Origin of the sequence: Methylocystis sp. ATCC 49242, assembly GCF_000188155.2 — a bacterium.
Lineage (GTDB): Bacteria > Pseudomonadota > Alphaproteobacteria > Rhizobiales > Beijerinckiaceae > Methylocystis.
This window is the reverse complement of record NZ_KE124774.1, coordinates 3,275,967-3,301,855: the sequence shown is the minus strand read 5'-3', so window position 1 is coordinate 3,301,855 and position 25,889 is coordinate 3,275,967. Positions and strand designations below refer to the sequence as shown.

Below are 25,889 nucleotides of genomic sequence, written 5' to 3'. Positions count from 1 at the left end.
GAAGGAGAAACTCCCGTAGCGCGGATCGATCGCCTGCACCGCCTGAGTCGGCCGCGCGTCCAGCGTATCCAGCGTCGGGGCCGCGTCCTTCTTCGAGAAGCGCGGCTGTGTGGCGCTGGGGGGGAGCGCATAGGGGCTTACCTTGGCCCCTCTCGGCGCGCCGAAGACTGGAAACCCCGTAACTGCGTTGCGGCCCACATTGAAGAACCAGAGCCTGTCGGACGGCAGGACTCCATTACGCGCGACAACATAGCCCATGGCGAAAGTGTCTGTCTGGTTGGCGGGAACCGGCGTAAAGACCTTTGCGCCGTTGGCGTCGCGCAAATCCATCTTCTTCCCGACCTTGAATGTGGCCTCGCCGGGACAGGTCGCGCCCGCAGGAGGCTTGCTGATCCCTATGAGGTCGGATCCGAGGAAGACGCGGCCGGAAACGTCGAAACTGTTGACGCCGACGATCAGGAAAAACTGGCTGTCGCCGAGCCGGGGATAGTCCGGGAAACGCGTTCCGAAACGCAATTGATAGTGACACCAGTCGGCCGTCACATTGCGGGGGTTATCCGACTTGCTGAAACCAAAGGAGAGCCGGGCATCCGCAGTCGAATGGATCGAAGCCGCCACGTAGTAAAAACGATTTGTCGTCGGATCCCAGACGATTTGCGGATTGAAGCTGTTCACGGTCGAAGCGACGTTCGTCAGCTGGTTCAACGTGCCGGACGCGATCCGCGCGCCGGTCACGCGATTAAAAACGCCGGCCTTGCTATTGACGATCTGGATGAAACTCTTCGGACCAATCGCGCCGGTCGTGTCGGGCGGAGACACGTTATTATCCGTCAGGCCAGCGAAATTGAGTCCTCCAATGACGGAAGGAGCATTTGACGTCTCCGATTCGCCCGCGACCATCCGCTCGAATGGCGTCAGCGGGGCGCTCCGGTCCGATTCCTCCGCGACTTCGCGCGCGGCGTCGGCCGCAGCCTTGCCAGCGACATCAGCCGCGCTGAACGGCAAAGGGCCGTCCCTGAGCGCAGATCGCGCGGCGTCGCTCAGCGTCCCGTCTGAAGCCTCCATCGGATCCGCGCTTTGAGCGCGCATTAGCTCTTCCGCGGCGACAGAACGTGGCTCCCAACCCCAGATCAAAGCCGACAGCAGAAGATTCAATCCGAGGAACGACAGACGCGAATCTGATTTTAAAGATTGCCGATTGCATCTTTTTTCATGCGTTCCTGCACGCTCTGTCATGACATCAGGCTCCCCTCAGCTACAAAGATCCTGCAATTTCCTCCAATTACGAAAGTTGTGGCCGGCAACGCCCGCGAGCCGCGAATATCTTGCATGCAAATATGCCAATTATCGAAAATACAATCTTCCGTGAAAACCAAACCCCGGCCGCATATTAATCGTGGCATCGGCCTACTCCCGCGCGTTTTCTGGACTCTGGCGGGCGCTCGTGCGGGAGACGAAACACGATTGCGCCCCGATCTTCATTTTTGCCGCCTCGCAATCCATAAAGCGAGTGCGATCGGCTGGCATCGAGGTTCTCCCTGACGCCGTTCTTCGCGGGACTGCTCAACGTGAATATGGCGCTGGCTGCTCTTCTGGTTCTTCCGCCCGGCTTCCTCTTTGGCCGTTTACCTCTATCCAGTCCTTCTTGTGGCAATCGACCCCTTTATGTGCGCAAAGCCAACTGGGCTCCCGGACCATGAAGAGCCGCCATGGCTCTAATTTTATATTGGCCCATTCGACATATATCGTCTTCGTGTAGAGGCTGACGTGCCAGGGCTCTTTTTTAACGCTGTATTTTGGCCCATGCAGTTGTTTGAAATCCCGGGAGTATAATTGGTCTGCTAACCTGTTGAGCAACGGGCTCTGGAATGTGGTGACGGGCTGCTTACCCAACATGGCTCCGACCACAATGTTTTGCGCATCAGCCGGATTGGTGAATCGGAACGGTCTCATCTGGTGCAGGTTTCTCCACGTCTGCTCCAGCGCCATTTCCATGCCGCCCTTGCCGAACCTGCAGGCTTGCTCTCGATTGAATCCGGCGATCGTTACATGATGACCGCCCCATCGCACCCCCGGTTCGAAGCCGGGCGAGAGGTACACGCCCCAGGCGTTGGCGTGACATTGGGAGACGGGCATCTGTCCCGTCTCCTGAGCTTTTGCCAAGTCAAAGCTGCCTGCCCACGAAAGCGCACAGAAAAAAGCGAGAAGATTCCAAGCAATTAGTCTCAAAATGGCTCGCCTCTCGCGTTTCTTCCTCAAACTAATCTACCTTAAAATTAGTCTCGAAATCAGGATTTAACACATTATTCCTGAAAAACATGGCGCGACTTTCCGCCTCACCTTCTCCCGACAAGCGTTGGCGCCGGGACTTTTTTGATCGAGATAAAGGGTGACGGCTGCCGCCCGCGTCTGAGAGCTTGGAGACCTTTTCGGCGGGTTTGGCCGCGCGAATCTGGGCGTCGGTCAGCGGCAGGTCGGTATATTTGTTAGCAGATCGGGGTCTGCCAACAAATATACCAACGGATTCGTTGGATACAAACGGACGCGCCGGGACGCCCTAGAGGGTGTTATGTACTTTGGTGATTGATTGTCTTAGTAGAATCGGATGTCTCCGATTCGCAAACCTTATCCGTCTGACGTCAGCGACGAAGAATGGTCGCTGGTTGCGCCTTATCTGACGCTCATGGACGAAGGCGCGCCGCAGCGTCAACATTCGCTGCGCGAGCTGTTCAACGGCCTGCGTTACGTGCTGCGCTACGGCATCGCCTGGCGCGCCATGCCCAACGATCTGCCGCCATGGTTCGCCGTGTATCAGCAATCGCAGCGCTGGCTGTCGGCGGGCGTGTTCGAGGCGCTTGCGCAGGATCTGCGCGCCCAGTTGCGCGTCGCTTCCGGGCGGGCGGCGGAGCCGACGGCGGCGATCATCGACAGCCGCACCTTGCGCTCGACCCCTGAGAGCGGCCCACGAGCGGGCTATGACGGCGCGAAGCGAAAGCGCGGCTCGAAGCTGCACATGGCAGTCGACACATTGGGCCATTTGCTGGCGTTGCATGTCACGCCGGCGAATGTCGATGACCGCGCCGAGGTCGGCAAGCTCATCGCAGCCGTGCAGGATGTGACAGGCGAAAGCGTCGAACTCGTTTATGTCGATCAGGGCTACACCGGCGAAAAGGCGTCCGAGGCCGCAAAGGCGCAGGGCGCCGAGCTTTGCGTCGTCAAACTCGCCGAGGCCAAAAAAGGCTTCGTGTTGCTGCCCAAGCGCTGGGTGGTCGAGCGTTCATTCGCCTGGGCGACGCGATGCAGGCGGCTCGTCAAAGACTACGAGCGCTATGCTCAGACCCTCGCAGGACTCCACGTCGTCGCCTTCGCATGTCTCATGCTCAAGCGCGCAGCAGATTTCATGATCCAAGGTGCATAACACCCTCTAGGACGCTAATCCCAACACAAGACCCTGTTTGTTCATAATTTTCGGACGATTTCACCCGGTCTTGGATGGTGATTTGGTGCGCAAGAGGGATTCGAATTTGATCAACAAAATACTGATTCTATAAATGAACCATAGGGACTGAAAAATTTTATACCAACATATATACCAACAATTTCGCTGGCTGATGAAATGCGAAATTAGAGATTTCAATCGAAAACCCTGATCGCTCCTGACCCATAGACGACCTTGGGAATGTCCGTTCTGGCCACTCTTCTCACCCCTGCCGCAGCGCCACCAACGTCCGACTAAAGAGCTATCGGAAGGTGCGGTTATTCGCCTCCTCGACTGCGAGGGCATGGGCTCGCCGTTGGCGCCGGTACTGTTGCGGCCGTGGGGAACAGTCCTGCAGCTCGGGAACGAGCCTCCGGCGCCACGGCCCCAGTCACTGCGCGAATCGACGCCCGCACAGGCTAGACTAGTCTGCCCGCGGAGGCGCGGCCGGAAATCTCTGGCGCGGAAAACCTCGCGCGGCCAAGCGCGGCTGTTAGAATGGATGGGCCTCGGTGGGGTCCGTCGTGACGAGGGGGGCGGGTGTGTTTCATCTTACCATGCGTGTGGCGTGGCACGGTTCGCGCTGGAATGGGCGGGTCTGTCCGGCTCCGTCCTCGAATGCGTTTTGCGTCGCGCTCGACCGCATTCGCGAGGAAAGGAACGACGCCGCGGAGGACGCTCTGGCCGGAAAGGCTTGGCATGAGCTGACGCCAGACCAGCTGCCGCCGTGCAAAGCCGAGTCGGGCGCCTTCATGAACGAGTCTGAGTGGATACGGCGTTTCGAGCATCCTTACGCGTCGATTAAGAAGGCTGCAGCGACGCACGGCCACCTAAACCCGACCGTCGTCAAGGTTCCGCCGTTCTCTGCCTTCGCGTTACCGTTCGGCTGGATGCTACGCAGCGAGCAGGACGCGATAGACGAGAAGCTGCCGAAGCCCTTGCCGCCGGACGAGACCTCGCCGTTCACGAGCCCGTGGGTTTTCGGTCGCGCTCGCCAGACGGCTCTCGTCGACCATGTCTTCGACCGCCTGACGCCTGAGCGTTCGCTCGTCTCCTTCTATTGCAAGGAAGGCCACCCGCTCGGGGACACGATCTCGCGCCTGGTGGTCGGCGTCGGACGCATCCAGTCGATAGCGCCGGTCAAGCAGTATGACGCGCCGGGCGGGAAGGACACTTACCCGATGTGGGACCGCCTTCTCCGGCATTCGATCCGGCCAGACGGCGTCGACGGTTTCCTGTTTCCGTACCACGATTACCTTGAACCCACCGGCGACTCGGCCGAGGACTCGCGTCGAGCGGCGCTCCTTGCCGAGATTGCTGTCCCCGCCGACCCAGCCCATATGCGGGTTTTCTCCTACGCTGCGGAGCTCGCCCCCGCGGACATCGCGCTATCGACGCTGATCCGGTGCCTTCAGGCGGTCCGGAAAATCCGAGCTCACGGGATCGCCACGGGACCCTGGGAGAGGCGCGAGGAGTGGTTGAACACTCAGATCGGGCTGGCCTGGAAAGAACGTGGGGCTTTCCCGGGCCTCGGTTCGGCTCTCGAGGCGCTGGGGATGCGCCTTGGGACGGCCCTGACGCTTGAGCTGTTGGCGTCGGGAACGGTCGCGTCCGATGGAGACCCTTGGCCCCACGTTGACGCCTTGCTGCGCGGCAAGGTGAAATCGCCGCAGCCCGTTTATGACGCCGACCTCAAGGCCGTCCGCGACACCTGGGTCAACCTTGCTGACGAGCGGCGGTTCCTACTGAAGCTGCTCTCGCGCTTCGCCCTCACTCCGGCGCAAACGGCACGTTGGTTCGATCCCGCTAAACGCGCCGCTGCGAGCACGGCGCCGACGACCGACGCCGAGCTAATCGCGAACCCGTACCGCATGAGCGAGGTTGACCTCGGTGACGCGAAGGAATCACCGGTCTCAGTCGGAACGATTGACCGTGGCCTGCTCCCGGACGCGACGATCGCCGCTAAACACCCTGCGCCCGAACCCTCGCGCGTCCAGTCCGCGGGCGACCCGCGCCGCCTGCGGGCCGTTCTCGTTGCGGTGCTGCGGCGCGCCTCCGAGAACGGCGACGCGCTCTTGAGTGTCACGGAAGCCGTGGAGAAGGCGGCCACACTCGAGCTGGCGCACCCCTGCCTGATTGGTGTCGACTGGCCCGCCACTAACGCCTCCGCGGTGACGGGTGTCGTCGAGCTTATCGAGCTTCCGGCGCCCGAGGGGCAAGACGCCGGGATTTACGCGGTCCAGCTTTCGGACCTGAAGACCCGTGAAGAGCGGCTCCGCTCGGTGCTCGCGAAGCGGGCGGGGAAGGCTGCGCCGTCCGTGACCACGGACTGGAAGAAGCTCTTGGTCGACGCGATCAAGGGAGCGGGCGGCGCTTTCGATCCAAAGAACGCGCGGCACGTGCTTGCCATCGAGGAGCAGGCCACCGCGCTCGCGCGCGTCACCTCCCGGTGTCTGACGACCCTCGTCGGGCGGGCCGGGACGGGCAAAACGTCGGTCATGGGCGCGCTGCTGCTCAACGACGCCCTCGCTCGGGACGGGATCTTGCTGCTCGCGCCGACCGGCAAGGCCCGCGTCCGGCTCGGAAAGGCCGCCAAGGCCGAAGCGATGACGGTCGCCCAGTTTCTGAACGAGCTCGGCCGCTACGACCGGGTCCGCCAGCGTCCGCGGTTCCAGGGCAAGGAGAAGCGCCGAAAGGAGAAGACGGTCGTCATCGATGAGTGCTCGATGCTTACCATGGACGACCTCGCGGCCGTGCTCGACGCGCTCGACCTGGCGCACGTTCAGCGGCTCATCCTGGTCGGCGACCCCAACCAGCTGCCTCCGATCGGGGTAGGACGTCCCTTCGCCGACCTTACGTCCTATCTGCAGACCACCGACGCGAAGAGCGACACCGGTCTGGCGCTCGGCGAGGCGCTTGCCCGGCTGACGGTGGAGGTCCGAGCTGTCGCGGGTGCGAACCAAGCGTCGGATACGCTCCGCCTCGCGTCCTGGTTCACGAGAGAGACGCAGCCCGTCGACGCCGACCGCGTCCTCAGCGACCTGGAGACCGGGCGGCCCTTCAATGACCTGGATCTGTTCTTCTGGAAGACGCCCGACGAGCTGCGGAGCCGTGTCAATGGCGGGGACAAAATGTGCATGAAGGCGGGGTAAAAGTGTACCGGTCTGGTTTCGAGAAAAGGGCCGCACGGCCCTTGTAGTTTAGTTGACGCGGGCGTTGAGGCGCGCGGAGCGTAGCGCAGCGCGGTTCAACGCGCGCGACGGCGATCAGTTCGTCGTGTCGGCGCCTCCTTTGTCGATTGCGGGCGCGTCGGGGAGATCGCGGTTTCGCCGTTGCGCTTTCTTTGCGGTCGCCAGCCGATAGCTCTCGCCGTTCATTTCCAGAATGTGGACATGATGGGTGAGCCGGTCGAGCAATGCGCCGGTGAGACGCTCGGAGCCAAACACCGACGTCCATTCATCAAAGGGCAGATTGCTGGTCACCAGCGTCGCGCCGCGTTCGTAGCGCTGGCTGAAGACCTCGAAGAGCAGCTCTGAGCCGACCGTCGTGAACGGCGCATAGCCCAGCTCGTCGACGATCAGCAGTTTGACGGTGTTGAGATGCTTTTGCAGCGCGCGCAGGCGGCGCTCGTCGCGCGCCTCCATCAGTTCGTGCACAAGAGCCGCGGCGGTCGTGAACGCGACGCTGAACCCCTTCTGGCAGGCGGCGGAGCCCCAGGGCGAGCGCGACGTGGGTCTTCCCCGTTCCGCTTGGCCCAAGGGCGATGCAGTTCTGTCGCTTCTCGATCCATTCGCACCGCGCCAGCTCCAGCACGAGCGGCTTGTTGAGTGAAGGCTGGGCGGTAAAGTCAAATGTGTCGAGGCTTTTGACCTGCGTAAAGCGCGCCAGCCGGATGCGGCGCTCGACATTGCGCCGCTCGCGATCAATGCGCTCCAGTTCGCACAGGCGTAGCAGATAGCGCGGGTAATCGGCGCGGTCCTGCGCCGACTCCAGCGCCACCTTCTCATATTCGCGCGCGAAGGTGGGAAGCTTCAGCGCCTTGAGATGATTACCCAGCAGCACCTGCGGCGCGACGATCGTCTGCGAACCTGGCTCATGCGAGATGGTCATGCCGGCCCCCCGCGTTCGAGTCCATGACGCCCGCGATGACGCTCGCGCCGGCGACGAGCCCGAGATAGGCGCGCGGATCCGTCGCGCCGACCGTAGCCGCCGGCAGGTAGGGGTAGAATGTCAGATCGAGCCGCGCGGGCCGGTTCTCCAGCCTGGCCAGCAGCAGCATCTTCACTGCGTCAAAGCTGATCGCGCCAAGACGCAGCGCCTCCGCGACCGCCTGTTCGACCTGATGCTGATGAAAGTCCTCCATCAGCCGCAGCACCTGGATGAACTCGCGGCGCCCGCTATTCCCCATGCGCGCCTCCATCAGCCGCCGCAGACGATGCACGCAGTCGGCAAGCCGCCAGTCGTCGAGCGGCGCGGCCTGATCGAGCGCGCGGCTCTTGTGTTCGAGTAAAGCGAGATAATGCAGCGGGTTGTAGATGAACTCGGCCTTGCCGTAGCTGCGCGCATGCACGGCGATGGTCTCCCCGCCGCAGACAATCTCGACCCGATCGACATAGCCCTTGGCCAGCACCTCCCGATGGCCGAAGCGCATCGGGACCGAGTAATCGTTGTTGCGGTAGCGCACCAGCGCCATCGACGACACGCGCGTCGCGACCTTGTGACAGGCGTCATAGGGAGCCGGCGGCGCCGGCAGGAATGCCGCCATATCCGCCTGCATGCGTTCGCCGATCGGCGTCGACTGGCCGCGCAGGATCGCCCGCCGTCGTTTCGTGCAGGCGTCCAGGAACCTCGCGTTCAGCGCCTCGAAACTCTCCGCCACGGGCAGTGGCGTCATGAAGTTGCGCCGGACATAGCCGACAAGCCCCTCGACCTTGCCCTTGTCATTCCCCTTGCCGGGCCGGCCAAAGCGATCAGCAAAAAGGTAATGGCTCTGGAGTTCCGCAAACATTTGCGAACGCAGACGCTCTCCACCCTTCACGATCCTGGCGACCGCGAGACGCGTATTGTCGTAAAGAATGGACTGGGGGACGCCGCCAAAGAAGGCGAAGGCCGCGACATGGCCGTCGCAGAAGGCTTCCGCCGTCTCCGCCGGATAGGCCTTGACGAAGCAGCCGTCCGAATGCGGCAGGTCCATGCAAAAATAATGAAAGCGGACCTTCCTGCCGGCGATATAGGCGTCCGCCTCGCCAAAATCCGCCTGCGCATTCCCCGGTCGATGGCTGAGTGGAATAAACATCTCGCGCGACCGCAACTGCGCCTGCGCGACATATTCCCGGACGATCGTGTAGCCGCCGGAAAACCCTTCTTCGTCCCGCAGCCGTTCGAATATCCGCTGTGCCGTATGACGCTGCTTGGCGTGAACAAGCCGATCATCCGCCAGGACCTTGTCGATCCAGGCCATATACGGCCCCAGCTTCTTCGAGATCGGCCGCTCCCGACGCCGATACCCCGGCGGAACCGAATATTGAAGCATCTTCGTGATCGTATTGCGGTGCACGCCGAAGCGCCTGGCCGCTTCCCGGCGGCTCAGCCCTTCCGCCATCACCGCGCGTCTCACCCGGGCATAGAGTTCCACTGTGAACATCCTTTCGGCCTCTCCATGCCAGTCGATGACATCGAGTTCGGCCTATCAGGACCGGTACACTTTTGCGCCGCCGTCACAGCAGCCCCCAAAGCCGGTTCAGTGGTACACTTTGCCGCCGCTGTTCATAGCATTGATTTCTCCGAAAATATGCTCGTCGATCAGTGTCGACAGCCCATAAAGTTCGACCAAGGAGTTCTGGAGCGGCGTGGCCGTCAGGAGCAATTTCCTGCTGCCGTCGGTCGCCCAGCGAATACCCTGGCCGACCTTGTTACTGGGTCTATAGGCATTACGAAGCTTATGCGCTTCATCGACAACAACGAGATCCCAGGAGATCGCTCTCAGCTCCTCGCGGATAGCATTCGCGTAATTATACGAAACGATCAGAACCGCCTTTTCGTTTAACGGAGCGACCCCACGTCCGACATCGTCCTTGAAAGACCGCGAATCTAAGACCTTGGTGGGAAGATTGAATTTCTCGCTGAGCTCCAAAGCCCACTGTTTCCTGAGGGATGCCGGACAGATAACAAGCAGGCGACGCTTCCGCTCGGCCCAGAACTGGCAAAGGACGATTCCAGCCTCAATGGTTTTTCCAAGCCCGACTTCGTCGGCGAGCAAAACGCCTTGGGAAAGCGGCGACTCTAGCGCGAAGAGGGCCGCTTCGATCTGATGCGGATTTAGGTCGACCGCTGCGTCAAAGAGCGACATCGTTAGGCGATCGAGGCCTAGCGCTGCCCGACGCGTGAGATCGTGCGCAAAATATTTGGCTTGATAGGCAGTGACCATCATTGCTGCGACGACGCAAGCGAATCGTAAAGGCGCCCCGTCAATACCCTTTGCTCCAACCGTTCGCGCCTTAAGCTAAGCTTGGTTCACCCAGCAAAGCAGCTCAGATCCATCTGCCGGCGCAAATCAATCAGCAGCCAGTCGAAGGGCTGCAAATGATACCGCAGATGGAGTGAAGGTGAAGAGCCTTGGGCGTCTGCCCGGAAGGCGCCGAGCGGCACGGACGGGGCCTCCGTGGTCACCATTTGGTCACCAATGTTATTCCCGACCGCAAGGCGCCAGAACCAACATATTGATTTTATTGGTGCCGCAAGAGGGATTCGAACCCCCGACCCCATCATTACGAATGATGTGCTCTACCAGCTGAGCTATTGCGGCGTTGCTCGCATCGTTTTCGCGCGGCGCGACACTCTTATCGGCGTGCGGCGGGTTTTTCAAGCGGCTGCATCGTCGAGAATTCCGCCCGGCGGCGATTTTTGAACAAGAATTCTCGCGTCGCGGCCGCGCGCCCGCCCGTCTATCGCCGGCCGCCCTTCGTTTCCGGCTCCGAAGGCAGGCTGGCGAGCGCCTGCTGGCGCAGCTTTTCGATCTCCAGCCGGGTCTTTTTCGCTTCCGCGCGCGCCACCCGCGCGGCGCGTCGCACCGGCAGATGGCCGAGCCAGGACGAGGCGCCGCCGGCGAGAACGCCAATCGCCATCGAGACGAGGACAACGAGGAACATCGGCGCCTCGAAAGACGGGCCGGAGCCGTCGTTGGGCGCGAATGGATCGAGGCCGATCCGCACCTGGCCGCGATTGGCCATCGCGAAGAAAAGGATGATCAGCGCCAGCGGAACAAAGACGATGATGCGCAGGACGGATTTCATGACATCTCCCTAATGGCCGGCGGCTTGCGGGAAGCTCGAACGACAGCGCGTCGGCCGCGGGAGCCCGGCGTCATGTCTCAACCGCGCCCATCCCCGGGCGCGGCGCGATCCGCGATTCAGCCCTGGTAGTTTTCGTTCAGGCGCTCGCGCATTTCCTTGCCCGTCTTGAAGAAGGGCACGCTCTTCTCCTGCACGGAAACCTGAGCGCCCGTGCGCGGGTTGCGCCCCGTGCGGGCGTCGCGCTTCTTGACCGAGAAGGCGCCGAAGCCACGCAATTCGACTCGATCGCCGCGGGCGAGCGCGGCGGTGATCTCGTCGAGAATCGTGCTGACGATGGTCTCGACGTCGCGCTGATAAAGATGGCCGTTGCGACGCGCGATCCGCTGAATGAGTTCGGACTTAATCATGTCTCGATCCAAGTTGTTGTCGAACTGAAAGGGCGCCAGGGCGCGCCGGCGTCACTGCGCGTCGAAACCCTGCCAAATCGCCAATAACCCGTCAAGACTGCCGCCTCTTTCGGCGCGCGCAACCTGCTCGAGAGCTCCGGCGAAAGAGTCGAACCCGACGGCGCGGGCCATTTTCGCAGCGCTCTCGACGAGGTTGAGGCGTTCGAGACTGGTCTTCTTTTTCCAGTCGCGAACAGGCAGATCCTTGGCGATGTTCTTATTGGTCTCGAGCCAGGCGACGGCCTCGCGTTCGCCGCCGATCTTGTCGACGAGTTTCAGCGGCAAACCCTGCCGCGCGGTGAAGACGCGGCCGTCGGAAACCTTCGCGAGTTCCTCGTCGCTGAGGTTTCGACGCTCCTTCACGAGATTCTTGAACCAGGCGTAGGAGTCCGAGACGAGGCTCGCAATCGCCGCCTTCGCCGCTTCGCTCGTCGGCTCATAGCCGTTCGGCGTCGCCTTCAGCGGCGATGACTTCACCTCCTCGACCTTCACGCCCCAGGAGTCGAGGAGCTTGTAGAAATTGGGAAACTGGAACAGCACGCCGATCGACCCGACGAGCGAATTGCCGCGCGCCACGATCTCGTCCGCGGCCAGCGCCGCTATATAGGCCCCGGAGGCGGCAAGCGTGCCGACCACGGCGACGACGGGCTTTTTCTCGCTCACGCGTCGCAACTCTTCATAGAGTTTTTCCGAGCCGGTCGTCGTGCCGCCCGGACTTTCGATCGTCAGCAGGAGCGCTCTGGCCTGGTTCGAGTCGCCGATCTTCTTGATCAGATCGATCGTGTCCCTGTCGCCGGTGATCATGCCCTGCAACGAAAGGCGGGCGATGTGCGGCGTGAGCTTGTCGGCCGAATCGCCGTCGGAGAATTTCGTCGCGGCGAAAAGCCCCGCAGCGCCAAAGGCGACGAGCGCCGCCGCGCGCCACCAGGCGAGTTTTCGCCGCATGCGGCGACGATCGATCAAATAGTCCGTCGGAGCCGACATGAACGTTTCCCTTGTTTTTTCTCGTGGTCTTTTCGTAGAGCGGGACGCGGCCGTTGGAAAGACATCTGTCATCCCGGCGTCGAAAATAGATCAATCACGCCGGGTCGCCTCCAGCAGCCAGCTGGCGTAAGTGGGATTCGCCTCGGCTACGTCGATGCGCAGGATTTCCGGCGTCTCGTAGCTGTGGAGACGGCGTACCAGCTCGGCGAGCGCGCGATAATCCTCCGCGCGGTGCTTCATCTGCAGCAGGAATTCGTCTTCCTCGCAGATCTCTCCTTTCCAGACGTAATGGCTGCGAATCGGCTGTATCTGCACGCAGGCGGCGAGTTTCGCCGAGAGCGCGGCGCGGGCGAGGTCGCGCGCCTTGTCCTCGGCGTCGACCGTCGTCACGAGAATGGCGACGGCGCCCATCAGCCGCCGACCACGGTCGTGAAGATCTGGCCGCCGCGGGCCAGCGTGATTTTCCAGTAATAGGAACGGGTCGCCGTCGCTTTCTCGAGGTCGCGGGTGGAGCCGATTTTCTGATCATTGACCGCGAGCACCACATCGCCGCGTTGCAGATTGAGCTGCTCGGCGAAGGAGCCATCCTCGATGTCCACGACGACGACGCCGCTCGCGGCGCCCTGCACCGACATTTCCTCGATCACCGCCGGCGAGATGTTGACGACGGTGGCGCCCGCGAAGGGCGACTGCCCCTTCAGCTTCACCGGGTCGCGAGGCGGGATCTCGGGCGCGGAGGCAAGCTTGATTTGCGCGGTGATCTTCTTCCCGCTTCGGAGCACGCCCAGCGTCGCCACGCCGCCGATCGGCCTGGTCGCGAGGCGATAGCCGACCGCTTCGGGATCGTCGGCGGGCTGGCCGTCGACGGAATAGATGACGTCGCCGCGCTTCAGGCCGGCCTCCGCCGCGGGCCCCCTGGCCTCGACGTCGGCAAGGAGCGCGCCGGACGGGCGGTCGAGGCCGAGGCCATCCGCGATCTCCTGCGAAAGCGTCTGCAGCGTCGCGCCGAGCCACGGGCGCCTGACCATCTTGCCGCCGCCTCGCGCTGTCGCGAGGACGTTCTTGACCATGTTCACAGGAATCGCGAAGCCGATGCCGACCGAGCCGCCGGACTTCGAGAAAATGGCCGAATTGATGCCGACGACGCGGGCGTTCATGTCGACGAGCGGTCCGCCGGAATTGCCGGGATTGATGGCCGCGTCGGTCTGGATGAAGAAGCCGTAGTCGCTGATGCCGACATGGGTGCGCGCCAGCGCCGAGACGATGCCCTGCGTCACCGTCTGGCCGACGCCGAAGGGATTGCCGATGGCGAGCGTCAGGTCGCCGACCTCGAGAGCGTCGGAGTCGCCGAGCTCCATCGTCGGGAAATTCGAGCCCTCGGTGAGCTTCAGCACCGCAAGATCGGTGCGCGGATCGCGCAGCAGGATTTTCGCAGGGATCTCGCGCTTGTCGGCGAGCGCCACCTTCACGTCGGTCATCCCCTCGATGACGTGGTTGTTGGTGACGACAAGGCCGCTTGGATCGACGATGACCCCGGAACCCAGCGACTGCGCGGTGTTGCGTCCCGGCATGCCGCCACCCCTCTCGCCGAAGAAGCGGCGGAAGATCGGATCGTCGAGGAAAGGATTGGCCGGCATGCGCTCGACGCGCGAGGCGAAGACGTTGACGACGGCGGGCTGCGCCTTCTTGACCACGGGCGCGAAGGAATAAGCGATCTCGGCGCGGCTTCGCGGGACGGCGGGAGCCTCGGCTGGCGCGGTCTGCGCCTGCGCGGGAGATATCTCGGCGCGGCGCTCGATATAAGCCGCCGCGACGCCTGTCGCGCAGGCGAGCGCCCCGAAAAGAATGTAACGCAAAGGCAAGCGCATCCATCGCTCCCGAAAAGAATCGCGAGCGGTGAATATAGGCGGGAATTCGGGCGGCGGCGAGAACGGGCGCGCAAATGAAAAAGGCGGCCATGAGAGAGCCGCCTTCCAGATTTCGTTGAACGAAAGCGCTATTTTTACGCTTCTTCTTCCTGCACCTGCACCGGGCCCGAATCCTGGCCCTTGGCGTCGACGTCGCGGTCGACGAATTCGATCACTGCGAGCGGCGCGTTGTCGCCATAGCGGAAGCCCGCCTTCAGCACGCGGGTGTAGCCGCCGTTGCGGTCCTTGTAGCGCGGGCCCAGCACCTCGAAGAGCTTGCCGACGAGCTTGACGTCCTTGATCTGCGCGATCGCCTGACGGCGGGCGTGAAGGTCGCCGCGCTTGCCGAGCGTCACGAGCTTCTCGACGACCGGACGAAGGTCCTTCGCCTTCGGCAGCGTGGTGACGATCTGCTCATGCTTGATGAGCGCCTGCGCCATATTGGCGAACATCGCCTTGCGGTGCTCATGCGTGCGGCCGAAACGGCGCTTCTTGTGTCCGTGATACATCTGGCTCTCCGTTGTTTATGCGGCCGCCGTGCCAAGGAACGGCCGTCTCCTTATTTCCTCTCCCGCTTTCAGGAGAGGGGGCCCTCGCGTAAGCGAGGGTTGGGTTAGGGCTCTCATCCGTCGCGCATTCGCGCGACAGCTTCTCCCGCAAGCGGGAGAAGGGAGAGCGGAATCAATAATGTTCCTCGAAGCGCTTCGCGAGATCGTCGATGTTCTCCGGCGGCCAGCCGGGCACTTCCATGCCGAGGTGCAGGCCCATCTGCGCGAGAACTTCCTTGATCTCGTTCAACGACTTGCGGCCGAAATTCGGCGTGCGGAGCATTTCGGCTTCCGACTTCTGGATGAGGTCGCCGATATAGACGATGTTGTCGTTCTTCAGGCAGTTCGCCGAACGCACCGACAGCTCCAGCTCGTCCACCTTCTTGAGCAGCGCCGGATTGAAGGCGAGCTGCGGGATCGACGGGGCGGCCTCTTCGCGGCGCGGCTCCTCGAAATTGACGAAGACGTTGAGCTGGTCCTGCAGGATGCGCGCCGAGAAGGCGAGCGCGTCCTCGGGCGTGATCGCGCCATTGGTCTCGATCGTCAGCGTCAGCTTGTCATAGTCGAGAACCTGGCCCTCGCGGGTGTTCTCGACGCGGTAGCTGACCTTCTTGACCGGCGAATAGAGGCTGTCGACCGGAATGAGGCCGATCGGCGCGTCCTCGGCGCGGTTGCGGTCGGCCGGGACATAGCCCTTGCCGGTCGAAACCGTGAATTCGATGCGGATTTCCGCGCCTTCGTCGAGCGTGCAGATGACGAGGTCGGGATTGAGAACCTGGACGTCGCCCGTGGCCTGGATGTCGCCGGCGGTGACGGCGCCGGGGCCGGTCTTCTTGAGCGTCAGGCGCTTCACGCCCTCGCCCTGATATTTGATCGCGATGTCCTTGATGTTGAGGACGATGTCCGTCACGTCCTCACGCACGCCGGGGATCGACGAAAACTCGTGCAGCACGCCGTCGATATGGATCGAGGTGATCGCCGCGCCCTGCAGCGACGAGAGAAGGATGCGGCGCAGGGCGTTGCCGAGCGTCACGCCGAAGCCGCGCTCGAGCGGCTCGGCGACCGCCGTCGCCACACGGCGCGGGTCGTCTCCGGCGGTCACTTCGAGCTTGTTCGGCTTGATGAGTTCCTGCCAGTTCTTCTGGATGCTCACTTGGGCGCCTTTCCTTGAAGCTCCGGTACGCGGCCCCGGCGGTCAGACCGGGGTCGCGTGTGAATATTGTCGAGATGAAACGGGGACTTGCCCCATGTCGTCAAACGCGGCGGCGCTTGCGCGGACGGCAACCGTTGTGCGGGATCGGCGTCACGTCGCGAATGGAGGTGACGGTGAAGCCCGCCGCCTGCAGCGCGCGCAGCGCGGACTCACGGCCCGAGCCGGGACCCGAAACCTCGACCTCGAGGGTGCGGACGCCGTGCTCGCCGGCCTTGCGGGCGGCGTCCTCCGCGGCCATCTGCGCGGCGTAGGGCGTCGACTTGCGCGAGCCCTTGAAGCCCATGGAGCCGGCCGACGACCAGGACACGGTGTTGCCCTGCGCGTCGGTGATGGTGATCATCGTGTTGTTGAACGTCGAATTCACATGCGCGACGCCGGAAACGATGTTCTTGCGCTCGCGGCGGCGAACGCGGGTGGTGTCCTTGGCCATAATTAGTCTGGTCCTTCAAGCGCGCCCGTAACGCCAGGCGCTGGGGATGATGAGCGCTTTCGCGCGAGGATTACTTCTTCTTGCCGGCGATCGGCTTCGCCTTGCCCTTGCGGGTGCGGGCGTTGGTGTGAGTGCGCTGGCCGCGGACCGGCAGCTGGCGGCGATGACGCAGGCCGCGGTAACAGCCGAGGTCCATCAGACGCTTGATGTTGATCGCGACCTCGCGGCGCAGGTCGCCCTCCACGAGATAGTCGCGGTCGATGGTCTCGCGGATCTGCAGGACTTCCGCGTCGGTGAGCTGAGCCACGCGGCGCTCGGCCGGGATGTTCACCTTCTCGCAGATTTCCTCGGCCTTCTTCGGGCCGATGCCATGAATATACTGAAGCGCGATGACGACGCGCTTGTTGGTCGGGATATTTACGCCTGCAATACGTGCCACGAGTTTTCTCCATTTGGGGGAGGCGCTTGCGCGCGCCGCCGGATGACCCCGCGTCCGGTGGAGGCCGGCCCCTGCGGGTATTCAGTATGTTGGCTTTCTGGAACGCAAAAACGGAAGCCCTCCGAAGAGAACTTCCCTGAATTTGGTCAGTGGAGAGCCGATAACGAGCGATAGCGGCGGAGTCAAGCGCAAAACGCGCGGAAGTAAAATAAACCCCTGAGCGACGAACTCCAAGACTGCGTCCGTGATTCGCATCTCACCCGAATTTGCGCCGCGCGTCCAGTCCCAGCCCAAGCCCGACGGCGCCGAACAAATCCCCCTCGACGATTTTCGCAGCCGGCGTTTGGGCGGTGACCGCCGCCCGAACGGCGGGAATCGCGGTCGAGCCCCCGGTGAGAAACACCGCGTCGATACGTTGACCCGGGAGCCCCGACGCCTTCAGCGTCTCCCGAAGCGTGCGTGACAGCGCCCCGAGCTGATCGACGATGGCCTCGTGCAGCAGCTTGTCCGTGGCGGCGATCAGAAAATCGGGCTCGATTTCGGTCAGATCGATCAGGGCGCTCTCCTGTGCCGAAAGAGCGATCTTGGCGTTCTCGACCGCAAGCGCGATCGAATGGCCGCGCCGGCTTTCGATGACCTCCGCGAGACGCGCGATTTTCATGGGCGACAGGGAGTGGCGCTCCATCTCCCTCAATTCGCGCGCGACCTTCGGCGTATAGAGCAGGTTGATCCTGTGCCAAGTCGCGAGATCGACGAAGAATGCGTTGGCGACGGGAAGAATCTTGTCGCCGAAAGGAACGCGCATTTCACTGCCCTGACCCAGCGACGGCATCACGGCCTTCATGCTGAACAGGCGATCGACATCCGTGCCGCCGATGTGGACGCCCTTGCTGGCGAGAACGTCCCCCGCCCGCTCGGCCCGTTTTCGTCCCTCCGGCGAGACGCGGACGACGGAAAAATCCGAGGTGCCGCCGCCGATGTCGGCGATGAGCGCATATTGTTCCTCTCGCACGGTCTGCTCATAGGCGAGCGCCGCTGCAATCGGCTCGTATTGAAAGGCGACGTCGCGAAATCCCTGCGCGCGGGCGATTTCCTCCAAAGCATCCTGCGCGAGGCGATCGGCGGCGGGATCGTCATCGACGAAATGAACCGGACGGCCCATGACGACCTGCGTGACATCGGCGCCCACCGCTGTATCAGCGGCCTCTTTCAGGCGGCCCACGATGAGGCCGATGATATCCTTGAACGTGAAGCGCTTCGTCTTTATGCGCGTCGTCTCGTCCATCAGCGCCGAGCCGAGGACGGACTTGAGGCTGCGCATCAGCCGTCCTTCGGTTCCCTCGACATAGGCCCTGAGCGCCTCTCGACCGAAAAGCGCGGAGCCATCGGAGAAGTCGAAGAAGATCGAACTCGGGATCGTCCGGTTGTCGCCCTCGATCGGAACGAGTTCGACGCCGCTCGCGCCCTCGATAGCGACCGTCGAATTCGACGTGCCGAAGTCGAGGCCGCAAAATGACTTTGCTTCCATCCGTCTTTTCTGTCTTGTGGTGAAAGGCGCGCGACGCTAGAGGGCGCAAAAGGCGCAAGGGAGGGCGCGCCCCGCGCGCCCGGCCCGAATACCGGTTAGCGGCCGAGCGCCGTGCCGATCGCCGCCGTCACCTCGTCGATCGACCGCATTCCGTCGACCTGTTTCAGATCGCCGCGCTCCGCATAATGGGCGGAAACCGGCGCCGTCTGCGCGCGATAGGTCTCGAGCCGTGTCTTGAAGCTTTCTGGATTGTCGTCGGCGCGAACAGTTCCGCCCGCCGCGATCGTTTCAGCGACGCGCTTGCGCATGCGATCGACGAGCGCATTTTCATCGACGACAAGCTCTATCACGGCGTCGAGCTTCAGACCCTTCGTGGCGAGCATGGCGCGCAGCGCCTCCGCCTGCGCGACGGTTCGCGGAAAACCGTCGAGGATGAAGCCCGTGGCGCAATCCGGCGCGTCAATGCGCTGGTCGATGATGCCGACCACCACATCGTCCGGAACCAGCTGGCCGGCGTCCATGATCGCCTTGGCCTTCAGACCGATGGGCGTTCCCGCCGCGACCGCGGCGCGAAGCATGTCTCCGGTCGAGAGTTGCGGAACGCCGAGCTTCTCGATCAGTCGCGTCGCCTGAGTGCCCTTGCCGGCGCCCGGGGGCCCGAGAAGGACGATTCTCATTTGCGGCGGCCTTTCAGCTTGGTCTTCCGGATCAGGCCTTCGTACTGCTGAGCCTGCATGTGGCCATGGATTTGCGCGACCGTGTCCATGGTGACGCTGACCACGATCAGCAGCGAGGTGCCGCCGAAGTAGAAGGGCAGGTTCGCATAGGCGATGAGCCCTTCGGGCAGAAGACAGATGATCGCGAGATAGGCGGCGCCGAGCACGGTGATGCGCATGAGCACATCGTCGATGAATTTCGCTGTACGCTCGCCAGGGCGGATGCCGGGGATGAAGCCGCCGTGCTTCTTGAGATTGTCGGCGGTCTCGGTCGGATTGAACACGATCGCCGTATAGAAGAAGGCGAAGAACACGATCAGACCGACATAGGCCAGCATGTAGAGCGGACGGCCGTGCCCGAAATAGGCGGAAATCGTCGCGAAAATACTGTCCGTTCCCGTCGACTGGTAGAAATTCGCGACCGTTGTCGGCAACAGCAGCAGCGAGGACGCAAAGATCGGCGGGATGACGCCCGAGGTGTTGAGCTTCAACGGCAGGAAGGACGTCTGCCCCTCATAGACCCGGTTGCCGTGCTGGCGCTTCGGATAGGTGATCAGCAGACGGCGCTGGGCGCGCTCCATGAACACGATGAAGGCGATCACGAAGAACGACATGGCGATGACGCCGAGGATGATCCCGGTCGAAATCGCGCCCTGCCGCCCCAGTTCGAGCGTCGAGACGATCGCTGAAGGGAAGGCCGCGACGATGCCCGCGAAGATGATCAGCGACGAGCCGTTGCCAATGCCGCGCGAGGTGATCTGCTCGCCCAGCCACATCAGGAACATTGTGCCGCCGACGAGGGTCACGACGGTCGTGATGCGAAAGAATATCCCCGGATCCGTGACGACGCCCTGTTGGCCCTCGAGACCAATCGCCATGGCGTAGGCCTGGAATGTCGCGAGCGCGACGGTCAGGTAGCGCGTGTACTGGTTGAGGACCTTGCGGCCCTGCTCGCCCTCCTTCTTCAGCGACTCGAGCGTCGGGAACACCGACGTCAGGAGCTGAATGATGATCGAGGCCGAGATATACGGCATGATGTTGAGAGCGAAAATCGCGCGACGCTGCACGGCGCCGCCGGCGAACATGTTGAAGAGCTCGAGCATGCCCTTCGACTGGCCGAAGAAACTTTTGGCGAATGCGTCCGGATCGATGCCCGGCAGCGGCACATAGGTGCCCAGGCGATAGACGATCAGCGCGCCCAGCGTGAACCAGATACGCTTCTTGAGTTCCTCGGACTTGCCGAAGGCGGAGAGATTGACGTTGGCCGCAAGCTGCTCGGCTGCCGATGCCATGGAGGAACTCCCCTTTGTCGCGCCGCCTTTTCGTGGCGCATTCTTGTTTGCGGGCGCGGGGAGCGGAGGCCCGCCCATGCGCGCGCCCGGCGATTGCGTGTCGGTTCTATAAGACAAAGCGGCCGCCCTTGCGAGAGCGGCCGCTTAAAAACATCGCTCAGGCGGTGGCGGTCTCGCCCGCGAGCAGCTTCACGGAGCCGCCCGCGCCTTCGATGGCCGCGATCGCGCCCTTGGACGCCGCTGCTACCTCGAAGGCGAGCTTCGCCTTGATTTCACCCTGGCCGAGGATCTTCACGCCGTCGCGCGCCTTGGAGACCAGCCCCGCGGCGATCAGCGACTCGATCGTGACCGGGACGCTCGAATCGAGCTTGCCCGCGTCGATCGCCTGCTGGATGCGGCCGACGTTGATCTCGTTGTAGTCGACCGAGAACGGGTTGTGGAACCCGCGCTTGGGCAGACGACGATGCAACGGCATCTGGCCGCCTTCGAAGCCCTTGATGGCGACGCCGGTGCGGGCCTTCTGACCCTTCACGCCGCGCCCGCCCGTCTTACCCTTGCCGGAGCCGATGCCGCGGCCCACGCGCATGCGGTTCTTGCTCGCGCCCGGATTGTCGGAGAGTTCGTTGAGTTTCATTGCCGCGTCCTCACTTCTCGCCGATGATTTTGACGAGATGCGCCACCTTGGCGATCATCCCGCGAACGGCGGGCGTGTCCTCCAGTTCGCGGCGACGGCCGATGCGCGTCAGGCCGAGGCCGACGAGCGTTCTGCGCTGACGTTCCGGACGGCCGATGGGGCTGCCGGTTTGTTCGACGGTGATCTGCTTGCTCTTCGCCATGGTCGAGCCTCCTGTCACGCGTCGACGGCGTCGGCGTCGACGCCCTGACGGCGCGACTGCAACGCGGACACTTTTAGCGAGCGGCGCGCGGCGACGGAGCGCGGCGAGTCCTCGCGGCCGAGCGCGTCGAATGTCGCGCGGATCATGTTGTAAGGGTTGGACGAGCCCTGGCTCTTCGCGACGACGTCATGCATGCCGAGCGTCTCGAAAACAGCGCGCATCGGGCCGCCGGCGATGATGCCGGTGCCGGCGGGCGCGGCGCGAAGTACGACGCGGCCCGCGCCATGGCGGCCGTAGACGTCATGATGCAGCGTGCGACCCTCGCGCAGCGGAACGCGGATCAGCGCGCGCTTGGCGGCTTCCGTCGCCTTGCGGATCGCTTCCGGAACCTCGCGCGCCTTGCCGTGGCCGTAGCCGACGCGGCCCTTCTGGTCGCCGACGACGACGAGCGCGGCGAAGCCGAAACGACGGCCGCCCTTCACAACTTTCGCGACGCGATTGATGTGGACGAGACGGTCCACAAATTCGCTATCGCGCTCATCCCTATCCCGGTCGCGACCGCGACCGCCTTCAGTTTCACGCGCCATTTTTTCTTCCGTCACTTACGCGGCCGTGAGGCCGCTCGCTTCGATTGTGGCCGGCGACAGAGCCGTCCACGCGGCGATCATCGCCGCTGCGCATATGCGCGAAAAGGCGCCCGCCCCGCAAGGCGCGCGCCCAATTCTTTTTTAGAACTGCAGGCCGCCCTCGCGGGCGCCGTCGGCCAAAGCCTTCACGCGGCCGTGATACATGTAGGCGCCACGATCGAAGACCACTTCCTTGACGCCCTTGGCGGTGGCGCGCTCCGCGAGGAGCTTGCCGACGACTTTCGCCGCCTCGATATTCGCGCCGGACTTCAGCGCGTCGCGATTCGTCTTCTCGATGGAAGACGCGGACACAAGGGTCTCGCCCTTCTCGTCGTCGATGATCTGCGCATAGATCTGCTTGGACGAGCGGAACACCGACAGACGCGGGCGGCCGTAAGCGCGCTCGCGGATCGCCCGGCGGACACGCGCCTTGCGGCGTTGCTCGACATTGACATCCTTTGCCATGGCGGCGGATCCTTACTTCTTCTTGCCTTCCTTGCGGAAGATGAATTCGTTGGCGTATTTGACGCCCTTGCCCTTGTAGGGTTCGGGACCGCGGAACGCGCGGATTTCCGCGGCGACCTGGCCAACCTGCTGCTTGTTGATGCCGCTGATCGTGATTTCCGTCGGCTTCGGCGTCGCGATCGTGATGCCGGCCGGGATCGGATAATTCACATCATGCGAGTAGCCGAGCGCGAGCTGCAGGACCTTGCCCTGAACCGCAGCGCGATAGCCCACGCCGGTAATTTCCAGCTTCTTTTCGAAGCCGGTCGTGACGCCGACGACGATGCTGTTGACCTGCGCGCGGGCGGTGCCCCAGAGCGCGCGGGCGCGCTTCGTGTCGTTGCGCGGGTCGACCTTGATGGCGTTGTCCTGGTAGACGACGGAGACGTCGTCCGGCACCAGAAACTCGAGCTGACCCTTGGCGCCCTTCACGGTCACGAGCTGACCGTCGACCTTGGCGGTGACGCCGGCCGGAACGACCACAGGCTTCTTGCCGATACGAGACATTGTTGCAATTCCTGTTCGCTGAAGCGCAAGGTCAGAAGACCTTGCACAGCACCTCGCCGCCGACGTTGTTCTCGCGCGCCGCATGATCCGCCATGACGCCCTTCGGCGTCGAGACGATCGTCACGCCGAGGCCATTGGCCACGCGCGGCACGGCTCCAACCGCCGCATAGACCCGGCGGCCCGGCCGGGAGACGCGCTCGATCTGCTTGATGACCGGCTGACCGTCGAAATATTTCAGTTCGATCTCGAACTCGGTGCGGCCGTTGCCGAAATCCGTGGTTGTGTAGCCACGGATATAGCCTTCTTCCTTCAGCACGTCGAGCACATGCGCGCGCAGCTTGGAGCCCGGCGTAGACACCTTGTCCTTGCGGCGCATCTGAGCGTTGCGGATGCGGGTGAGGAGATCTCCCAACGGATCGTTGATCGCCATTGTTCCGGATCTCCTTACCAGCTCGACTTCACGAGGCCGGGCACGAGGCCACGGGACCCGAGTTCACGCAACGCAATGCGCGACATCTTCAACTTGCGATAAAAGGCGCGCGGGCGGCCGGACACTTCGCAACGGTTGCGCAGGCGGATCGCCGCCGAGTTGCGCGGCAGCTCGGCGAGCTTGAGGCGCGCCTCGAACTGCTCCTCGATGCTCAGCGACTTGTCCTTCGCGGCGGCCTTCAGCCGGGCGCGGCGGCCAGCGTAAGCCTTGACCAGCTTCGCCTTCCGCTTGTTGTTCTCGATCGCGCTTTTCTTCGCCATATTTAGTTTCGCCTTTCGGTATCCGCGTTTGAGGGTTTAACCCCTCACTGCCGGAACGGGAAATTGAACGCCTTGAGCAGGGCGCGCGCCTCTTCGTCGGTCTTCGCCGTCGTGCAGACGATCACATCCATGCCGAGAATCGATTCGGCCTTGTCGTAGTCGATCTCCGGGAACACGATGTGCTCCTTGATGCCGAGCGCATAGTTGCCGCGGCCGTCGAAGGACTTCGGGTTGAGGCCGCGGAAGTCGCGGACGCGCGGCAGAGCGACCGTGATCAGACGATCGAGGAACTCGTACATGCGAGTCTTGCGCAAGGTGACCTTCGCGCCAATCGGCATGTTCTCGCGGACCTTGAAGGTCGAGATCGCCTTGCGGGCGCGGGTCACGACCGGCTTCTGGCCGGCAATGAGGCCCAGGTCATTGGCGGCCGACGTCACCTTCTTGGTGTCGTTGACGGCTTCGCCGACGCCCATGTTCAGCACGATCTTTTCGATCACCGGCACTTCAAGCGCGTTCTTGTAGCCGAACTGCTTGGTGAGCGCCTCGCGCACGACTTCGTCATAGTGCTTCTTCATGCGGGGCGTATAGCCCGCGACGCTCGCCTGCGCGACGGAAGAGGTTTCCCCTTCAGCCTTCTTGGCGGGTTTGGCGGCCTTCTTGGCTTCCGCGCCCTCGGCGGCGGCCTTGGGAGCCTTCGCGGCCTTCGGCTTCTTTTCCTCAGCCATCGATCAATTCTCCGGAACGCTTGGCGACGCGGACCTTGCGGCCGTCGTCGAGAATCTTGAAGCCCACGCGGGTCGCCTTGCCGTCCTTGGGATCGGCGAGCGCGAGGTTGGACAGATCGATCGGAGCCGCCTTGTTGACGATGCCCGCCTCACGGTCCTTGGTCTGGCGCTGGTGACGCTTCACCATGTTGACGCCGTCGACGACAGCGCGGCCCTCGTCGGGGATCACGCGCAGCACTTCGCCGGACTTGCCCTTGTCGCGACCGGCGAGAACGACGACCTTGTCGCCCTTCTTGATCTTGGCGGCCATTACAGCACCTCCGGCGCGAGCGAGATGATCTTCATGTGGTTCTTGGCGCGCAGTTCGCGCGGCACCGGTCCGAAGATACGGGTGCCGATCGGCTCCTGCTGATTGTTGATCAGCACCGCGGCGTTGGAGTCGAAGCGGATCACCGATCCGTCCGAACGCTTGATGTCCTTCGAGGTGCGAACGACGACGGCCTTGAGCACGTCGCCCTTCTTCACGCGGCCGCGCGGAATCGCTTCCTTGATCGACACGACGATGATGTCGCCGACGCCAGCGTATTTGCGCTTCGAGCCGCCCAGCACCTTGATGCACATCACACGGCGGGCGCCGGAATTGTCGGCGACGTCGAGATTTGTCTGCATCTGAATCATGGCTTACCCGCCTTTCACTCCGGTCTGGTTTCGGCAACTGCCGACTTCGTCCGGAAAAATGTCAATTCCGACTGCGCGAGGGCTCCGGCCGTTCAGGCCTTCGGAGCGTCCTCGACGACCCGCCAGCGCTTCAGTTTCGAGATCGGCGCCGTCTCTTCGATGGTCACCGAGTCGCCGACCTTGAACACGCCGTTCTCGTCATGCGCATGATAGTTTTTCGTGCGGCGCACCGTCTTCTGGAACAGCGGGTGGGTGAAACGGCGCTCGACCTTCACCACCACGGTCTTGTTCTGCTTGTCGCTGACGACGACGCCCTGGAGAATTCGCTTCGGCATGGCGCTTTGACCTTACTTTTCCGTGCGCTTCAGCGCGGCGATGGTTTTGGCGCGGGCGATGTCGCGACGAACGACGCGCACGCGGGATGTGTTCTCGAGTTGACCCGTCGCCTTCTGGAAGCGCATGTTGAACTGCTCCTTCTTGAGCTTCAGCACTTCCTCGTTGAGCTGGTCCTCGGTCATCGCCTTGATGTCGGAGAGGCGCTGCTTGGATTTCATGTCGTCCTCCCTTACTCGGCGATGCGTTCGATGAAGCGGGTCTTGATCGGCAGCTTCGCCGCGGCGAGCGTCAGAGCCTCGCGCGCCAGCGGCGCCGGGACGCCGTCGACCTCGAACATGATGCGGCCGGGCGCAACGCGCACCGCCCACAATTCAGGAGCGCCCTTGCCCTTACCCATGCGGACTTCAGTCGGCTTCTTGGAAACCGGCACGTCCGGGAAGATGCGGATCCACACGCGGCCGGCGCGCTTCATGTGGCGCGTCATGGCGCGACGGGCCGCCTCGATCTGGCGCGCGGTGATGCGCTCGGGCTCCAGCGCCTTCAGGCCGAACTGACCGAAGTTCAGCGAGAAGCCGCCCTTGGCGGCGCCGTGGATGCGGCCCTTGAAGGCCTTGCGGAACTTGGTGCGTTTGGGTGACAGCATGATGGGTGCTC

Annotated in this window: 31 protein-coding genes, 1 tRNA gene and 1 pseudogene (1 of these 33 only partly in view); 2 read left to right on the top strand and 31 right to left on the bottom strand. The window is 63.1% G+C overall.

What is annotated here, in order from left to right; genetic code table 11:
* Together MET49242_RS18135 and MET49242_RS18130 are read right to left on the bottom strand one after the other, a co-directional pair.
* Positions 1-1,089: the 5' portion of a hypothetical protein gene (locus MET49242_RS18135; RefSeq protein WP_144259683.1), read on the bottom strand. Its footprint begins 501 nt before the window's first position; the window shows 1,089 of its 1,590 coding nt (coding positions 1-1,089); its start codon is at positions 1,087-1,089; its stop codon lies beyond the left edge, outside the window.
* Between the two features lie 474 nt (positions 1,090-1,563).
* The gene (locus MET49242_RS18130) at positions 1,564-2,136 is read right to left on the bottom strand and encodes a hypothetical protein (protein WP_144259682.1); all 573 of its coding nucleotides are present in this window, start codon (positions 2,134-2,136) and stop codon (positions 1,564-1,566) included.
* Positions 2,137-2,605: 469 nt separating this feature from the next.
* On the opposite strand from MET49242_RS18130, the gene MET49242_RS18125 reads away from it, so the two are divergent.
* Together MET49242_RS18125 and MET49242_RS18120 are read left to right on the top strand one after the other, a co-directional pair.
* The gene (locus MET49242_RS18125; RefSeq protein WP_036279258.1) at positions 2,606-3,418 is read left to right on the top strand and encodes an IS5 family transposase; all 813 of its coding nucleotides are present in this window, start codon (positions 2,606-2,608) and stop codon (positions 3,416-3,418) included.
* Between the two features lie 602 nt (positions 3,419-4,020).
* Positions 4,021-6,630, top strand: a complete 2,610-nt coding sequence (locus tag MET49242_RS18120) for an AAA family ATPase (RefSeq protein ID WP_144259681.1) — start codon at positions 4,021-4,023, stop codon at positions 6,628-6,630.
* A 114-nt stretch (positions 6,631-6,744) separates the two neighbouring features.
* Here MET49242_RS18120 and istB read toward each other — a convergent pair.
* The 29 genes and pseudogenes from istB to rplP form a co-directional block, all read right to left on the bottom strand.
* A pseudogene (gene istB / locus MET49242_RS18115) lies at positions 6,745-7,588 on the bottom strand (IS21-like element helper ATPase IstB).
* Positions 7,572-9,122 carry an IS21 family transposase gene (gene istA, locus MET49242_RS18110; RefSeq protein WP_084679182.1) on the bottom strand — a complete coding sequence of 517 codons (1,551 nt, stop codon included), beginning with the start codon at positions 9,120-9,122 and terminating at the stop codon, positions 7,572-7,574. Before istA ends, istB begins: the two are co-directional and overlap by 17 nt.
* A 96-nt stretch (positions 9,123-9,218) precedes the next feature.
* Positions 9,219-9,908: a DEAD/DEAH box helicase gene (locus MET49242_RS18105; RefSeq protein WP_036285067.1), complete on the bottom strand. Its 690-nt coding sequence runs from the start codon at positions 9,906-9,908 to the stop codon at positions 9,219-9,221.
* 299 nt (positions 9,909-10,207) lie between these two features.
* Positions 10,208-10,283 (bottom strand) — tRNA-Thr (locus MET49242_RS18100).
* Between the two features lie 139 nt (positions 10,284-10,422).
* Positions 10,423-10,770, bottom strand: coding sequence for a LapA family protein (locus MET49242_RS18095; RefSeq protein ID WP_036285065.1), 348 nt, complete (start codon positions 10,768-10,770; stop codon positions 10,423-10,425).
* Positions 10,771-10,886: 116 nt separating this feature from the next.
* A complete protein-coding gene (gene ihfB, locus MET49242_RS18090; protein ID WP_036285063.1) occupies positions 10,887-11,177 on the bottom strand; it encodes an integration host factor subunit beta in 291 nt (96 codons plus the stop codon).
* A gap of 51 nt (positions 11,178-11,228) precedes the next feature.
* Positions 11,229-12,200, bottom strand: coding sequence for a signal peptide peptidase SppA (gene sppA / locus MET49242_RS18085; RefSeq protein WP_036285061.1), 972 nt, complete (start codon positions 12,198-12,200; stop codon positions 11,229-11,231).
* Positions 12,201-12,290: 90 nt separating this feature from the next.
* Positions 12,291-12,611, bottom strand: coding sequence for a divalent-cation tolerance protein CutA (gene cutA, locus MET49242_RS18080; RefSeq protein ID WP_036285058.1), 321 nt, complete (start codon positions 12,609-12,611; stop codon positions 12,291-12,293).
* Complete coding sequence (locus MET49242_RS18075) at positions 12,611-14,068, bottom strand: DegQ family serine endoprotease (protein ID WP_036285055.1); 1,458 nt, start codon at positions 14,066-14,068, stop codon at positions 12,611-12,613. Before MET49242_RS18075 ends, cutA begins: the two co-directional genes overlap by 1 nt.
* A gap of 134 nt (positions 14,069-14,202) precedes the next feature.
* Complete coding sequence (gene rplQ / locus MET49242_RS18070; protein WP_036285052.1) at positions 14,203-14,616, bottom strand: 50S ribosomal protein L17; 414 nt, start codon at positions 14,614-14,616, stop codon at positions 14,203-14,205.
* A 172-nt stretch (positions 14,617-14,788) separates the two neighbouring features.
* Positions 14,789-15,808 carry a DNA-directed RNA polymerase subunit alpha gene (locus MET49242_RS18065; protein WP_036285049.1) on the bottom strand — a complete coding sequence of 340 codons (1,020 nt, stop codon included), beginning with the start codon at positions 15,806-15,808 and terminating at the stop codon, positions 14,789-14,791.
* 100 nt (positions 15,809-15,908) lie between these two features.
* On the bottom strand, positions 15,909-16,298 hold the full coding sequence (rpsK, locus tag MET49242_RS18060; RefSeq protein ID WP_014890740.1) for a 30S ribosomal protein S11: 390 nt from the start codon (positions 16,296-16,298) through the stop codon (positions 15,909-15,911).
* A gap of 70 nt (positions 16,299-16,368) precedes the next feature.
* The gene (gene rpsM, locus MET49242_RS18055; protein ID WP_036285046.1) at positions 16,369-16,737 is read right to left on the bottom strand and encodes a 30S ribosomal protein S13; all 369 of its coding nucleotides are present in this window, start codon (positions 16,735-16,737) and stop codon (positions 16,369-16,371) included.
* Between the two features lie 256 nt (positions 16,738-16,993).
* The gene (locus MET49242_RS18050) at positions 16,994-18,265 is read right to left on the bottom strand and encodes an Hsp70 family protein (protein WP_036285043.1); all 1,272 of its coding nucleotides are present in this window, start codon (positions 18,263-18,265) and stop codon (positions 16,994-16,996) included.
* 95 nt (positions 18,266-18,360) lie between these two features.
* On the bottom strand, positions 18,361-18,942 hold the full coding sequence (locus MET49242_RS18045) for an adenylate kinase (RefSeq protein WP_036285040.1): 582 nt from the start codon (positions 18,940-18,942) through the stop codon (positions 18,361-18,363).
* On the bottom strand, positions 18,939-20,273 hold the full coding sequence (gene secY / locus MET49242_RS18040; protein WP_036288644.1) for a preprotein translocase subunit SecY: 1,335 nt from the start codon (positions 20,271-20,273) through the stop codon (positions 18,939-18,941). Before secY ends, MET49242_RS18045 begins: the two co-directional genes overlap by 4 nt.
* Before the next feature lie 157 nt (positions 20,274-20,430).
* The gene (gene rplO, locus MET49242_RS18035) at positions 20,431-20,907 is read right to left on the bottom strand and encodes a 50S ribosomal protein L15 (protein ID WP_036285038.1); all 477 of its coding nucleotides are present in this window, start codon (positions 20,905-20,907) and stop codon (positions 20,431-20,433) included.
* A 10-nt stretch (positions 20,908-20,917) separates the two neighbouring features.
* Complete coding sequence (rpmD, locus tag MET49242_RS18030) at positions 20,918-21,109, bottom strand: 50S ribosomal protein L30 (RefSeq protein ID WP_036285035.1); 192 nt, start codon at positions 21,107-21,109, stop codon at positions 20,918-20,920.
* A 14-nt stretch (positions 21,110-21,123) separates the two neighbouring features.
* Positions 21,124-21,696, bottom strand: coding sequence for a 30S ribosomal protein S5 (gene rpsE / locus MET49242_RS18025; protein ID WP_036288641.1), 573 nt, complete (start codon positions 21,694-21,696; stop codon positions 21,124-21,126).
* A 141-nt stretch (positions 21,697-21,837) separates the two neighbouring features.
* The gene (gene rplR / locus MET49242_RS18020) at positions 21,838-22,200 is read right to left on the bottom strand and encodes a 50S ribosomal protein L18 (RefSeq protein WP_036285033.1); all 363 of its coding nucleotides are present in this window, start codon (positions 22,198-22,200) and stop codon (positions 21,838-21,840) included.
* A 12-nt stretch (positions 22,201-22,212) separates the two neighbouring features.
* The gene (rplF, locus tag MET49242_RS18015) at positions 22,213-22,746 is read right to left on the bottom strand and encodes a 50S ribosomal protein L6 (protein WP_036285030.1); all 534 of its coding nucleotides are present in this window, start codon (positions 22,744-22,746) and stop codon (positions 22,213-22,215) included.
* 31 nt (positions 22,747-22,777) lie between these two features.
* A complete protein-coding gene (gene rpsH, locus MET49242_RS18010; RefSeq protein ID WP_036285027.1) occupies positions 22,778-23,176 on the bottom strand; it encodes a 30S ribosomal protein S8 in 399 nt (132 codons plus the stop codon).
* Between the two features lie 14 nt (positions 23,177-23,190).
* Complete coding sequence (gene rpsN / locus MET49242_RS18005; RefSeq protein WP_036285024.1) at positions 23,191-23,496, bottom strand: 30S ribosomal protein S14; 306 nt, start codon at positions 23,494-23,496, stop codon at positions 23,191-23,193.
* Positions 23,497-23,540: 44 nt separating this feature from the next.
* Complete coding sequence (gene rplE / locus MET49242_RS18000; RefSeq protein WP_036285022.1) at positions 23,541-24,221, bottom strand: 50S ribosomal protein L5; 681 nt, start codon at positions 24,219-24,221, stop codon at positions 23,541-23,543.
* Positions 24,214-24,531, bottom strand: a complete 318-nt coding sequence (gene rplX, locus MET49242_RS17995) for a 50S ribosomal protein L24 (RefSeq protein ID WP_036285020.1) — start codon at positions 24,529-24,531, stop codon at positions 24,214-24,216. The genes rplE and rplX overlap by 8 nt, the downstream gene beginning before the upstream one ends.
* The gene (rplN, locus tag MET49242_RS17990) at positions 24,531-24,899 is read right to left on the bottom strand and encodes a 50S ribosomal protein L14 (RefSeq protein WP_016917723.1); all 369 of its coding nucleotides are present in this window, start codon (positions 24,897-24,899) and stop codon (positions 24,531-24,533) included. Before rplN ends, rplX begins: the two co-directional genes overlap by 1 nt.
* Before the next feature lie 92 nt (positions 24,900-24,991).
* Positions 24,992-25,234: a 30S ribosomal protein S17 gene (gene rpsQ / locus MET49242_RS17985; protein WP_036285018.1), complete on the bottom strand. Its 243-nt coding sequence runs from the start codon at positions 25,232-25,234 to the stop codon at positions 24,992-24,994.
* Positions 25,235-25,246: 12 nt separating this feature from the next.
* A complete protein-coding gene (gene rpmC, locus MET49242_RS17980; RefSeq protein ID WP_036285016.1) occupies positions 25,247-25,453 on the bottom strand; it encodes a 50S ribosomal protein L29 in 207 nt (68 codons plus the stop codon).
* Between the two features lie 11 nt (positions 25,454-25,464).
* Positions 25,465-25,878 carry a 50S ribosomal protein L16 gene (rplP, locus tag MET49242_RS17975; RefSeq protein ID WP_036285015.1) on the bottom strand — a complete coding sequence of 138 codons (414 nt, stop codon included), beginning with the start codon at positions 25,876-25,878 and terminating at the stop codon, positions 25,465-25,467.
* Positions 25,879-25,889 lie beyond the last annotated feature (11 nt).

Coding starts and splice junctions, on each gene's coding strand:
- MET49242_RS18130 (WP_144259682.1), bottom strand. CDS start 2,136: ATGCCCGTCTCCCAATGTCACGCCAACGCCTGGGGCGTGTACCTCTCG.
- MET49242_RS18125 (WP_036279258.1), top strand. CDS start 2,606: ATGTCTCCGATTCGCAAACCTTATCCGTCTGACGTCAGCGACGAAGAA.
- istA (WP_084679182.1), bottom strand. CDS start 9,122: ATGTTCACAGTGGAACTCTATGCCCGGGTGAGACGCGCGGTGATGGCG.
- MET49242_RS18105 (WP_036285067.1), bottom strand. CDS start 9,908: ATGATGGTCACTGCCTATCAAGCCAAATATTTTGCGCACGATCTCACG.
- MET49242_RS18095 (WP_036285065.1), bottom strand. CDS start 10,770: ATGAAATCCGTCCTGCGCATCATCGTCTTTGTTCCGCTGGCGCTGATC.
- ihfB (WP_036285063.1), bottom strand. CDS start 11,177: ATGATTAAGTCCGAACTCATTCAGCGGATCGCGCGTCGCAACGGCCAT.
- sppA (WP_036285061.1), bottom strand. CDS start 12,200: ATGTCGGCTCCGACGGACTATTTGATCGATCGTCGCCGCATGCGGCGA.
- cutA (WP_036285058.1), bottom strand. CDS start 12,611: ATGGGCGCCGTCGCCATTCTCGTGACGACGGTCGACGCCGAGGACAAG.
- MET49242_RS18075 (WP_036285055.1), bottom strand. CDS start 14,068: ATGCGCTTGCCTTTGCGTTACATTCTTTTCGGGGCGCTCGCCTGCGCG.
- rplQ (WP_036285052.1), bottom strand. CDS start 14,616: ATGTATCACGGACACAAGAAGCGCCGTTTCGGCCGCACGCATGAGCAC.
- rpsK (WP_014890740.1), bottom strand. CDS start 16,298: ATGGCCAAGGACACCACCCGCGTTCGCCGCCGCGAGCGCAAGAACATC.
- MET49242_RS18050 (WP_036285043.1), bottom strand. CDS start 18,265: ATGGAAGCAAAGTCATTTTGCGGCCTCGACTTCGGCACGTCGAATTCG.
- MET49242_RS18045 (WP_036285040.1), bottom strand. CDS start 18,942: ATGAGAATCGTCCTTCTCGGGCCCCCGGGCGCCGGCAAGGGCACTCAG.
- secY (WP_036288644.1), bottom strand. CDS start 20,273: ATGGCATCGGCAGCCGAGCAGCTTGCGGCCAACGTCAATCTCTCCGCC.
- rplO (WP_036285038.1), bottom strand. CDS start 20,907: ATGAAACTCAACGAACTCTCCGACAATCCGGGCGCGAGCAAGAACCGC.
- rpmD (WP_036285035.1), bottom strand. CDS start 21,109: ATGGCGAAGAGCAAGCAGATCACCGTCGAACAAACCGGCAGCCCCATC.
- rpsE (WP_036288641.1), bottom strand. CDS start 21,696: ATGGCGCGTGAAACTGAAGGCGGTCGCGGTCGCGACCGGGATAGGGAT.
- rplR (WP_036285033.1), bottom strand. CDS start 22,200: ATGGCAAAGGATGTCAATGTCGAGCAACGCCGCAAGGCGCGTGTCCGC.
- rplF (WP_036285030.1), bottom strand. CDS start 22,746: ATGTCTCGTATCGGCAAGAAGCCTGTGGTCGTTCCGGCCGGCGTCACC.
- rpsH (WP_036285027.1), bottom strand. CDS start 23,176: ATGGCGATCAACGATCCGTTGGGAGATCTCCTCACCCGCATCCGCAAC.
- rpsN (WP_036285024.1), bottom strand. CDS start 23,496: ATGGCGAAGAAAAGCGCGATCGAGAACAACAAGCGGAAGGCGAAGCTG.
- rplE (WP_036285022.1), bottom strand. CDS start 24,221: ATGGCTGAGGAAAAGAAGCCGAAGGCCGCGAAGGCTCCCAAGGCCGCC.
- rplX (WP_036285020.1), bottom strand. CDS start 24,531: ATGGCCGCCAAGATCAAGAAGGGCGACAAGGTCGTCGTTCTCGCCGGT.
- rplN (WP_016917723.1), bottom strand. CDS start 24,899: ATGATTCAGATGCAGACAAATCTCGACGTCGCCGACAATTCCGGCGCC.
- rpsQ (WP_036285018.1), bottom strand. CDS start 25,234: ATGCCGAAGCGAATTCTCCAGGGCGTCGTCGTCAGCGACAAGCAGAAC.
- rpmC (WP_036285016.1), bottom strand. CDS start 25,453: ATGAAATCCAAGCAGCGCCTCTCCGACATCAAGGCGATGACCGAGGAC.
- rplP (WP_036285015.1), bottom strand. CDS start 25,878: ATGCTGTCACCCAAACGCACCAAGTTCCGCAAGGCCTTCAAGGGCCGC.